We start from the raw sequence: 11,196 nt of genomic DNA, 5'->3' as shown, positions 1-11,196 counted from the left end.
GGTTTCCCCATGTGAGAGTAGGTCATCGTCAAGATTAAATTCCAGAACCCCATTTGCGAAAGCAGATGGGGTTTTGTTTTTGCGCGCGGAAAAACTCAGAATTCAACCTCAATTTGCGAGAGAACGTGTAGGAGCGAATTCATTCGCGAGAGGGCCGTACAGGCAATAGAGATGCAGGACCTGAACCTGCGTCCCGCGAATGAATTCGCTCCTACCGGGGAGGCGACCTCCGGGCAATACCTGCGGCGAGCCCTGCTGCTACGACGGGCGAAAGCCCATAAAAAAGCCCCGCATCGCTGCAGGGCTTTTCGTTACCACCTGAATAAGGGCTATTCAGCAGCAGCTTCCGCTACTTCCACAGCCTTCACCGTACTCACTTCATCGCGACGACGAATGTATTTCCAGTCGGCCTCATCGATGTAAATACCAGCAGGGCCGCTGCCGCCTTCAAGGTCGATCGCGACATGCGCGGACACTTGCGGCTTAACGCTCGCCAGAATTGGCACGAAGCCCAATTGCAGGCTGGTTTCCAGCAACGCTGCCTGGTTACGTTCGTCAATGTCTGCCGCTTCGTCGAGGTAGTAAGGCAGGCGCACACGACCGGCCAGATCGCGGTCCATCAAGTGCAGCAACAGGTACATGTTGGTCAGCGCTTTGATGGTCATGGTCGTGCCGTTTGACGCGGCGCCATCGATGTCGGTGTGGATAACCGGCTGGCCGTTGACCTTGGTGATTTCGAACGCCAGCTCGAACAGATCTTTAAGACCCAGCTGGTTATGGTTCGCTGCCACCAGGCGCGCCAGATATTCCTTGGCTTCTTCGTTCTCGTTGTCCTGCTCGGCGCTCTGGCTCAGGTCGAAGACCGACAGCGTTTCGCCTTCTTCGTACTGACCGGCGCTGTGAATGATCTGGTCGATGTGCTTGAGCGCTTCCTTGTTAGGAGCCAGAACGATGCGGAAGCTTTCCAGGTTGGAGACTTGGCGTCGGTTGATCTCGCGGTTGAACAACGCCAGTTGATGCTCAAGGCTGTCGTAGTCACTGCGAATGTTACGCAGGGTCCGCGCAATGTCGGTGACGGCTGCACGACGTGCCTTGCCTAAAGTCAGCGCTTCATCAGTACGGTGCGCATAGGCGTTGATCAGCAGTTGCAGACGGCGCTCCATGTCGTCTTCGCTGTCGAACTTGGCCACGCCCTTCAGACGTACCTGCGCATACAAGGCTTCAATCTGACCATCGCAACGCAACAGACCTTGCCAGCTGTCCTGGTAGTCGTTGAGGAGGGGGAGCAGATTGTCCAGCGAATCGTCGACAGGCTCCATGAACGGCGTACCAAATGGCAGATCAGCAGGCAGCAACTGACGGCGACGCAGCGCGTCATCCAGCGTGCGCTGCTTGGATTCCAGATCACCGATCTGACGGCCCACCAATTGAAGCTTCGCCGACAGTTGCTGAACGCGTTCGGTGAAGGCATCGCTGGAGCGCTTGAGTTCGTCCTGTGCCGCTTCCATCTGAGCCAGTTGTTCCAGCTTCTCGCCTTCTTCGGCGCTCAGGGTCTGGGTGCGACGGAAATCTTCCAGCGCTTTCTGCGCATCCAGCACCTGCTGATACAGGGCTTCAGTCTGGGTTTTGCTTGCCGCCCGGTCAGCCGCAACGGCTTGCTGGGTCTTCAGTTGCTTGAGTTCTTTTTCCAGACGCTCTTTCTGATCGCGCAACGCTGCGCGGTCAGCCAACGCCTGCAACGCGGGAGGCTCGATGTGCGACAGGTTGATCGACAGGCCGGGCACTTGGAAGTGTTCGCCTTTGAACCCATCCAGAATGGCCTCCAGCGATTTGACCCATGCATCACCGTCATCCAGCGCGATGCCTTGTTCGCCGAGCGGCAGACTAAAGAGTGAGCTGTTGAACAGGCGCATCAGGCGTTCGACGTCCGGTTGCGAGAACTCTTCTCGCAGTCGGGCGTAGCTGTTGTTGTCCGCATGATCGAGCTGCTGCTTCACCGATTTCAGACGCTTTTCCAGATCGCGCAGGCGTTCGTCCAGGTCTTCAGCGCTGAACTGACGGGACTGTGCCAGCGCACCGGCCAGTTCGTCGTGGGCATCTTTGGCGGCCAGCAGTTGCTGTTCGAGAACGCGAACGTCGTCCACCAGCGCAAAGCGGTTCTTCAAAACAGCCAGTTCGCCGATCCAGCGTTGCAGGTCGCTGATCTCACGCTCAAGGCGCATCAGCTCCTGAGTGCCGCCGCGCTGATCGTTCTGCAAGGCGTCCTGTTCCCCCCGGTAATGCTCGGCCTGAATGACCAGCTCTTCCTTGCGTGCGTTGGAGTAGTCCTGCCATGTGCCAAGCAACGAGTCCAGCAAGGGCGACAGGCGATGCAACTTGCCACGCAGGATGTCGCGCTGTTTGACGCCGTTCGCCAGGGCTTCGACCAAAGGACCGGCAAGCACCAGCGCGTTGTAGTCCTGTTCCATGCGACGTACGTCGCGGAAGGCTTCTTCGCACGCGGCGATGTAATCCACGCTACCGGAACGCAGGCTGTGCTCGAACGCGTCGAGGAACAGTTGCTTGAGTTTGGCAGCAGTGATTTCGCGCATGTGCAACAGGTTGATGAACAACGCGCGGAATGTTTTCAGACTCTGTTCGCTGGTGGAGCGCAGCGGGATCAGCGTCAGGTCCAGCGGGATCGAGGTATGACCACCGACCAGCAAGCGACGCAGTTCGTCCGGTTTCAGCTCGTAGGCTTTGAGGCCTTGGCTTTCCAGATTGGTAAACAGCTCTTTCTGCCGCAGGCAGGTGTCGTTCTTCTGGTAGTGCGCCAAATCCAGCTTGCCCGCATAGGCGAAAAACTGGTGACCAAAGCCGCCGCCCGGACCTCGACCGACCACGCCAATGACGTGCGGGCCGTGGGGCAGGGCGACTTCGACGAGGATGTAGCTGGTGTCTGACGCGAAGTAGAAGCGGCGGGACTGGTCGAGGCTGTATTTACCGAAGGACATGTCCGACATGCGCGCCAGAATCGGGAATTGCAGTGCGTTGATCGAGGCACTCTTGCCGAGGTTGTTCGCGCCGTACACCGACAACGGGTGCTCCAGCGGGAACAGGCCCAAGCTGTAACCGGCGGTATTCAGCAGGGCGAAGCGGCGGATGCCATAGCGTTCCTGGCTCATGCGTCATGTTCCTGTTCTTCGGCGATAGCGCGAGCCAAGGCCTGCTCTTCGCTTTCTTCGGTGTCGTCAAATTCCGCCAGGTCGAGCGGGTCGTCGGTCTGTAGCAGCTTCTCGTCGCTGTCGTCGTCGATCAGCACCGGCGTGGGCAATGGCAGGTCGCTGTGCAGGCTGGCGGCCAGGTCGCGGTCCTGCTGAACCGACAGACATACATCCAGAAAACGGTGCATCGGCGGCAGGAAGCGATAGATACCCACTTCTTCGGAGGCAAAGCCGAGCTGGGTCATGCGGCGCATGATTTTCTCTTCCAGCTCTTCCTGGGTCTGCACTTCGGCTTGCAGGAACAGGTCGCGGTATTTATCCAGCAGTGAGGGCAGTTCGTCGCGGCCCAGACTGCCACCATCGAGGACCGCCACCGGGTCGCGGCCCTGATCGGCCAGGTGCTCGACGAGGATGAACGTAAACAAGGCCAGACGCTGTGCAGTCTTGTTGACCTGGGCGGCGGCCAGGTCCGGCACGAAATAGTAGAAACCACGGGTGTCGCAGATCAGCTCGAAGCCCAGGGCCTTGAAAAGTGTGCGGTATTGGTCCTGAAAGTTGGACAGTTGCGCGTACAGCTCAGGGTCGCGACGGCTGACGTGATAGCCCTTGAACAGCTCGCGAAAGATCGGCGCAAGCTGGGACAGTTCGGATAGATCAAGATGCATGGGCGGTGCCCTCGGAATTCTCTGGGGTGGCGTCTTTGCTTGAGAGCAGGGCGAAGGAGCGCAGGCTGACGCGGTGCTCCTGGGTCAAGTATTCGCGGCGTTCGAGACGCTCGCGTTTGAAGCGTTTTTCCCGTGACAGGCGCGAGAACCAATACAGCAATTCGTCGGTGGCGCCGGTCGGTTCCTGCTCCAGCAGCCAGACCATCAGGTCCGGCATCGGCAGGGCCTCTTCGCAGCGCTCGACCATTTCCTTGACGGTGCGCGGCGCCCGTGGCGGCTCGCCCTTGCGGGTGACGTTGGCCTTGGGGAAGCGTGCCGGTTTCGGCTCGAAGCGGGCGAGCGCATAAACATACGCTTCCACCTGGTTAGCGCTGCCGAGGAAAGTGCTTTGCGGACGGGTGAACATCGGCATCGCGGCCTGGGGCACCGCGTCGATGCCCTTGCGGCGAATGGCTGACAGGGCCAGCGCGGCGCCACGGGTCACGGCGTTGTGGCGACGCGCCTCTTCACGCAATGGCAGCAGCAGTTCGCGGGCATGACGCAGGGTCAGTTGCGCGCTGGTCTGCATTTCAAGAATCCGCGCGTGAGTACGCAGCAGCATGTCGTCGTCGACCAGATGGCCAAGGCGCTGCTGATCGGTGAGCATGCGTAGCAAGACGTTTTCGACCTTGCGCACGCCTTGTTCGAAGGCGCCGTCGGCGTTGACCAGCTGGATCATAGGCTCGACGTACTCATCCCAGGTCGCCAGCACTTCGGCATAGCGCTGACGCAGCGGGATCTGGCGGTCGCTGGTCTTGGCACGTTCGGCCACGGCGACCAGCGCCTGTTCATCGTTGGCGAGCTTTTTCAGCACGTCGCGCACGCGCATGTCGAGCAGGCGCAACTGGCGGGCGAGATCGTTGGCATCGCGGGCGTCGAACGCTTCCTGAATGTAACCGGCCAGTCGCTCCAGATGGCGCAGATAGGCTTCGATCTCCAGGCACAGGCCAAGGCGGTGCTCGCGGCGCAGGTACGACAGGAAATCGTGGATCTGCGCGTTCAGCTCGAAACGGTTCGGGCTTTTGGCCACAGGAACCAGAATATCGAGACGAATCCACACGTCCAGCAGGTGGGTGATGTCCTGGGGTGTGCTTTCCAGTTGCTGGGCGGCCAGTTGCAGGCGCAGTTCGCTCAGGCTCAGGGTGCCTTGGTCGAAGTGCTCGCACAGAGGCTCAAGAAGCGCCCAGTGTTCGGCAAGGGCGCGCAGGACGCGCTTAGGTTCGATCATCGGAGGGCCGCAGGTTGGCAAATAAAAGCGGCGATTGTACTGCATCGCGGGGGTTGGTTTTCACCCTCAGTCGATCAACTGCGGCGTGAAGTCTCGAACGTCTGTAGAATCCCCGTCCTGACTTTATCCACAGGTGGCTGCCCCTTGCTCAACGAGCCTCGCCGCCGCGCTTATTTGACCGCCATGCAGGTGGTCAGTTGGCTGCCGCGCACCGATCTGCCTTTTGCTGCGCCTTCGCGTCCGGAGTTGCTCGCGCCGTTGCCGGTGTTTGAGGACGAGGTTGCACAGGCGCTGCCATCGGTGGCCCCTGCGGTCTCCCGCAGCGAGGGCCCGAACGGCGCAGCCCCTGCGGCACGCACGGTGGAGCGACCGAAGATCGAAATTCCTCGTCCTTCCTCCGCTGCCAAACCAGCCGTCAAGCCGGTGGAGGATGAGCCAGCCCCGGAAGTCGTGAAAGCGCCGGTTGTGCCGCCGCCGCGCTTCTCGTTGCAATTGCTTCGTGCGGGCAGTTGTTTGCTGTTGGTTGAGCTGGCAACGGGCGAGCCTTTCCAGAGTCGCGATCCTTCTTATCTCTTGCTCAAGGACATGCTGCGCGCCGCCGGTTTGCCTGATAGTCCGCAGATCATCGGCGAGCCTGTGCGTTGGCCGCTGCTGGTACGCGGCCAGATGGATCAAGGCCCCGAGGCGGCTCGTGATTTCGTTCAGGGTTTTCTGTATGCCCGGACAGAGGAGGAGCCTTGCACCTGTTTGTGGCTGATCGGACTGCCGGCGATACGTTTTGCCGGGGAAGTTGACGCCGAATCCTACAATCTTGAATTCCAGGTCGAAGGTCTGGGATCGGCCTGGGCGCTGCCGGGTCTGGAACTCCTGATGGACGAGCCTCAGCGCAAGGCCGATGTGTGGCGTGCCATGCGTCAATTGATGGGACGTTGGAAGAGCGTAAATGAGTGATGCCGTAACGTTTCGCCGCATGACCGAAGCCGATCTCGATGCGGTGTTGAAGATTGAATACGCGGCATTCAGCCACCCGTGGACGAGGGGCATCTTTCTGGATGGCCTCAAATCCTACGAAATCTGGTTGATGTTCGAAGGCAATCAGCAGGTGGGGCACGGGGTCATTAACGTGATCATCGATGAGGCGCATCTGCTGAACATCACGGTCAAGCCGGAAAGCCAAGGCCGGGGATTGGGGCTGTTGTTGCTGGATCAGTTAATGAAGCGCGCTTACGAGATGAATGGCCGCGAGTGCTTCCTTGAACTGCGGGCGAGCAACCAGTCGGCCTATCGGTTGTACGAGCGGTACGGATTCAACGAGGTGGGTCGGCGTCGTGATTACTACCCGGCGGTGGGTGGCCGTGAAGACGCGCTGGTCATGGCCTGCACCCTGACGGATTGATCACCCGAGGCTGAGCCTCAGACTGTAGGAGCGAATTTATTCGCGAGACATGTGTACATCCGACACCGTTGAATCGTTTGGAATGCCGTCTCGCGAATGAATTCGCTCCTACAGGGTTTCACCTGCCTGAACAGACGCGTTAAATCTCAGGTTTACCATCCAGCGGATCGAAAATCGCCATTTCCTCTTCATCCAGCCCGCCGCCCGCGCCAATTTCGTCTTCGTCGACGATGCTCAAATCAAAGTCTGCCGGGCCGCCTTCACCCTGCTCGCGGGCCGAGCGTGAGCCGTCTTCGTCGATCAGCGTTTCCGGACTCATGTCATCGTCTGTCGGGTTGTGATCGTCCGTCGATGCGCCGGTCATGCCCGCTTCCCGCACGCGCTCGTCAGGAATGTACGTTTCCAGCTCATCTGCAGGGATGGTGTCACCGATCCGTCCGCTGGGTTCGTTATTGTCATTGAAGTTAAGCTCTTCCATCGAGCCCATGCGATCTTCGTTATCGTCGATGGGCTCGGGCTGGGTAGCGCCGAAAGGGCGGCGTGGATCGTTCATGGCAAATCCTCATTGTGAGCGGTCTTAATGAGGTGGACCGGGGGGCGTTATGAAGATTCACTCAGATTCTCCATCGGTCGTGGCGAAATGGCGTGACCCCGACCGTCGAGCGCCTGTCATAGCTGGGCATCATTTCCGAGGCATCAACGTATGAACGAATTACAAGATCTGATCGATAACAACGAACGTTGGGCAGCCGCCATCAAGGAAGAAGACCCTGAGTTCTTCGCCAAGCTGGCCCGTCAGCAGACGCCGGAATACCTCTGGATCGGTTGTTCGGACGCGCGCGTCCCCGCGAATGAAATCGTCGGCATGCTGCCTGGCGATCTGTTCGTTCATCGCAACGTGGCCAACGTCGTGCTGCACACTGACCTCAATTGTCTGTCGGTGATTCAGTACGCCGTCGATGTCCTCAAGGTCAAACATATCCTCGTCACCGGCCACTACGGCTGCGGCGGCGTGCGCGCCTCGATGCAGGACCGTCAGTTCGGCCTGATCGACGGCTGGCTGCGGACCATTCGCGATCTGTATTACGAGAACCGTGAATTGCTGAGCAAGCTGCCGACCGAGGAAGAGCAGGTCGACCGCCTGTGCGAGCTGAACGTGATTCAGCAGGTGGCCAACGTCGGGCACACCAGCATTGTGCAGAACGCCTGGCATCGCGGGCAGAAGTTGTCGATCCACGGCTGCATCTACGGGATCAAGGACGGACGCTGGAAGAGCCTGAACACGACGATCAGCGGTTTTGAGCAGTTGCCGCCGCAGTATCGGTTACGTCCGTTAGGGGAGTGACTCTTCTGATACAGCGGACCCTGGAATGCGACGAAATGCGTAAGACAGGACCGCTAAATTTGTAGGAGTGAGCTTGCTCTGGGCGGCATCCCGACGATGGCGGTGTGTCAGGCATGAATAGGTGTCGGACAAATTGCAATCGTCGGGATGCCGCCCAGAGCAAGTTCACTCCTACAGGAGTCAGGCCTGCTTTTTCAGCATCTCGGGTAACGGCTTGCGCAGCTGATCCAGCTGCCGACCCACCGAACCGGTCCGGCATTTTGCAGCCGCCTGGTCAGGCGTCAGGTTGCGAATCGAGGTGTAGAACAGCTTGCAGGTCTCGACTTTGTTGGTCACCTGCCAGTTGGTGGTGCACTGGCTCAAGAGGGCCGCTGCGTCCGAACCCGGTTTCTGCCCCATCCCCGCCTGCCAGCACGCGGCGCTCAAGTCCTGCCCCATGACTTTCAAACCCGCCGCGTCAGCCTTGGCTTCATCGCCGCCATAGTTGCTCTTGTCCGCCGCGTACCAGATGTAGCTCGGGTGGTTGGAGCCGATCACCGATACAGTCTGCCCCGTCGTCGGACTGATCGTCGCCAGGCCCAGCACCGGCACGTTGACGTTGTACTGCGCTTTCAGCCAGTTGCGCACCGGCGCTCCGAACGCGACCATCGGCAGCGAGGTGCCCGCCGAACTCTGGCTGACGTCCTTGACCATGGTGGTCTGATAGTCATTGAAATAGCTGTAGACGCCCTCCAGATCACTGCCTGCATTGGACGGCGCAGCAATTGGGGCGATGTCGATGATGGTCTGATACGCCGGGGTCTGATCCGCTGGAATACCGTTATCGGTCAGCAGTTCGGCCCAGCGGTCAGTGGTCGCCGAGCGCAGGTAATCCTGGGCCTGAGTCAGCGAATAGTCGGGCGGGAAATGCAGCAGCTCGACACTTTTGCGATTTTCCAGCGCCATGCCCAGCGGCAGGAACAGGTACCAGTTGTAGGCAAATTTGCCATCCGCGTTGAGTTTGCTCGCGCCGGTGTATGCCAGATCGCCCGCATTCAACAGACTCGTCAGCGGCTTGTCATAGCCATCTGGTACGCCGGTGATCTTGGCGTGCAGCTGATCGTTGTCGTTGGTCACGCTGACGTTGGCGGTCGGGTAGCCGTCGCGCTGAACGCTTTGCGTCAGGTAATGCTCGACCGTCTGCTCCAGCGTCCAGTTACGGAAGCAAATGACGTTGCAGTTATTGGGGTAGGCGAAGAGGCGGGTGACGCGGTCCTTGCTGCCCAGGCTGACATCGACGTCTGCGTGGGCGGTCAAGCTGAGAGCGAAAGCGGTGAGTGCAACGCTCAATGCTGCGGTTTTCTTCATGCTCATGTCCTTGTTGGCGTGGGCACCCGTCTGCGCGGGTGTGTTTCAATAATGAAACATCTGGACATGACAAGAAATACATTAAGTCTGAAATCACTCATTAGCATTGCGGCTTGCTGGCATTGGCGAGTTGAAAGTCGCCACCGCCAACAGGCCATGCTGCTACGGAGTCCGGAGCGTTAGAGCACGAAGCGCTGCACCATCGAGTTGAGATCGGTCGCCAGCATCGCCAGGGCATTGCTGGCCACGGTGGTCTGTTGGGCACCGGAAGCCGATTGCGTCGACAGGTCGCGAATGCTGCTCAGGTTGCGGTCCACCTCGTGGGCGACCTGTGCCTGCTGTTCAGCGGCACTGGCGATCAGCATGTTGCGGTCGCTGATGGTCGAGGTTGAGCTGATGATCACGGTCAACGCCTGACTGGTGGCTGCGGCCTGCTCCAGTGTCTGACTGGCCTGGGCGGCAGTGACGCGCAGGGTTTCAGCAGTGTCCTGAGTGCTCTTCTGAACATCGTTGATCAAGCCTTCGATTTCGGTGGTCGAAGCGCTGGTGCGTTGTGCCAGCGACCTGACCTCGTCGGCCACCACCGCGAATCCACGGCCCGCTTCGCCTGCACGCGCTGCTTCAATCGCCGCGTTGAGCGCCAGCAAGTTGGTCTGGTTAGCGATGGCGCGGATCACTTCGAGAATCTTGCTGATGCTCAGTGTGCGTTCGGCCAGACCATCAGCCTGATGAGACGAGTCGAGCACATTGTCGGTCAGCTCTCTGATTGAATCGATGGTGCCCGTCAGGCGCATGCGGCCTTCGGCGGCCGCTTCGTTCGACGCTTTCGACTCGGTCGACGTGTTGCTGGCGTTGTCAGCGACTTCCACCGCCGCCTGGCTCATCTGATTGACCGCCACCGCTGCCTGTTCGATTTCGTCGTTCTGCGCCTGCAGGTTTTTGGCGCTGGCCTCGGCAATCGCGCCCATCTCCTGCACCGACTGGCTCAACTGGCTGGCTGCCGCGTAAATCTGATCGATGGTGCCGTGCAAATTTCCGCGCATCTGGCCCAGCATTTTCAGTAGCTGCGCCGTTTCGTCCTTGCCTTCCGGGATCGGTTGCGGGCTCAGGTCACCCTCGGCAATGGTGCTGGCGATCTGCAGCGATTGGCGCAGCGGCCGGATGATGCTCACGCTCAAGCGCCACGCCAACAACAGGGTCAATACCAAAGCAATCACGATGGCGCTGACCGCGATGATGCGCGTCTGCTGGAAGCGACTGCCCGCGCCGTCTACAGCGGCGGCAGCACTTTGCTTATTCAGTTCACGCAGCAATTGCACCTGCATGTCCATCAAGTCGCCTTGCAAGCTCAATGTCGTGTTGAGCAGCATCCGTGCATCGTCGAGTTTGCGTTGTTCGATCAAGCCGATTTCGTCATGCAGGCCCGGCATGAACGCCTTGTAAGCGTCTTGCAGAGCCTTGATGGAGTCGCGTTCCGTGCTGTCAGTTGCATGGGAGAGGTAATCGCTAAAGCTCTTCTCCACCTCGTTTTTCAGCTGCTCGACGTTGATCTTGCTGTTGACCACCGCGCCCGGATCGTCCGCGTTGGCAATCAGACGTGCGCTCTCGCCGCGCAATTTGATCAGGTCGATCGCGATGGCATCCGCCATGGCCATGCTCGGCATCGCCCCACTTTCCACCGCCGCGCCCTGATCGCGAATGCTCTGCATCTGCAACAGACAGAACACGCCCAACGCCACCAGCAGCATCGCGGTGATGCCGAAACACAGCACCAGACGCTGAGCAATCCGAAAGCGTCGCAGAAACGCTGGCTTGGACGAAGGACGGAACAACCCACGCAATGACCTTTTCACAACACGAATCTCATCGACGAATACACCGGAGACTTCGTTATAGAGATGTTCCGTGATGTCTTTATGACATCCAGCCGAAATATTTCAGATTTGTTGTGATTTGACGGCAGACAAACTAAG

At 59.4% G+C, this 11,196-nt stretch carries 9 protein-coding genes and 1 pseudogene; 3 read left to right on the top strand and 7 right to left on the bottom strand.

Annotated elements, in window-relative coordinates:
• Positions 1 to 329: 329 nt before the first annotated feature.
• Genes mksF through mksB form a run of 3 tightly spaced genes read right to left on the bottom strand, consistent with a single transcriptional unit; the run spans position 330 to position 5,135 of the window.
• On the bottom strand, positions 330 to 3,164 hold the full coding sequence (gene mksF / locus ACWKWE_RS10710; protein ID WP_483850458.1) for an Mks condensin complex protein MksF: 2,835 nt from the start codon (positions 3,162 to 3,164) through the stop codon (positions 330 to 332).
• Positions 3,161 to 3,868 carry an Mks condensin complex protein MksE gene (gene mksE / locus ACWKWE_RS10705; RefSeq protein ID WP_166598744.1) on the bottom strand — a complete coding sequence of 236 codons (708 nt, stop codon included), beginning with the start codon at positions 3,866 to 3,868 and terminating at the stop codon, positions 3,161 to 3,163. The genes mksF and mksE overlap by 4 nt, the downstream gene beginning before the upstream one ends.
• On the bottom strand, positions 3,858 to 5,135 hold the full coding sequence (mksB, locus tag ACWKWE_RS10700) for an Mks condensin complex protein MksB (protein ID WP_166598745.1): 1,278 nt from the start codon (positions 5,133 to 5,135) through the stop codon (positions 3,858 to 3,860). Before mksB ends, mksE begins: the two co-directional genes overlap by 11 nt.
• A 144-nt stretch (positions 5,136 to 5,279) precedes the next feature.
• On the opposite strand from mksB, the gene ACWKWE_RS10695 reads away from it, so the two are divergent.
• Complete coding sequence (locus ACWKWE_RS10695) at positions 5,280 to 6,086, top strand: energy transducer TonB (RefSeq protein ID WP_483850485.1); 807 nt, start codon at positions 5,280 to 5,282, stop codon at positions 6,084 to 6,086.
• Positions 6,079 to 6,531, top strand: coding sequence for a ribosomal protein S18-alanine N-acetyltransferase (gene rimI, locus ACWKWE_RS10690; RefSeq protein WP_166598746.1), 453 nt, complete (start codon positions 6,079 to 6,081; stop codon positions 6,529 to 6,531). Before ACWKWE_RS10695 ends, rimI begins: the two co-directional genes overlap by 8 nt.
• A gap of 139 nt (positions 6,532 to 6,670) precedes the next feature.
• Here rimI and ACWKWE_RS10685 read toward each other — a convergent pair whose 3' ends face one another.
• Positions 6,671 to 7,084: a serine kinase/phosphatase gene (locus ACWKWE_RS10685; protein ID WP_166598747.1), complete on the bottom strand. Its 414-nt coding sequence runs from the start codon at positions 7,082 to 7,084 to the stop codon at positions 6,671 to 6,673.
• A 150-nt stretch (positions 7,085 to 7,234) separates the two neighbouring features.
• Here ACWKWE_RS10685 and can point away from each other — a divergent pair, with 150 nt between their 5' ends.
• On the top strand, positions 7,235 to 7,876 hold the full coding sequence (can, locus tag ACWKWE_RS10680; protein ID WP_110949859.1) for a carbonate dehydratase: 642 nt from the start codon (positions 7,235 to 7,237) through the stop codon (positions 7,874 to 7,876).
• A gap of 180 nt (positions 7,877 to 8,056) precedes the next feature.
• Here can and ACWKWE_RS10675 read toward each other — a convergent pair whose 3' ends face one another.
• The 3 genes and pseudogenes from ACWKWE_RS10675 to ACWKWE_RS10665 form a co-directional block, all read right to left on the bottom strand.
• Entirely contained in the window at positions 8,057 to 9,223 is a 1,167-nt protein-coding gene (locus tag ACWKWE_RS10675; RefSeq protein ID WP_483850457.1) for a hypothetical protein, read from the bottom strand.
• 179 nt (positions 9,224 to 9,402) lie between these two features.
• Positions 9,403 to 10,191, bottom strand: a complete 789-nt coding sequence (locus ACWKWE_RS10670) for a methyl-accepting chemotaxis protein (RefSeq protein ID WP_483850484.1) — start codon at positions 10,189 to 10,191, stop codon at positions 9,403 to 9,405.
• Between the two features lie 69 nt (positions 10,192 to 10,260).
• Positions 10,261 to 11,076 (bottom strand): annotated as a pseudogene (locus tag ACWKWE_RS10665) (MCP four helix bundle domain-containing protein); the annotation flags it as partial.
• Positions 11,077 to 11,196: the final 120 nt, after the last annotated feature.

It is taken from the genome of Pseudomonas salicis (genome assembly GCF_057128705.1).
This window is presented reverse-complemented; position numbering and strand designations above follow the sequence as displayed.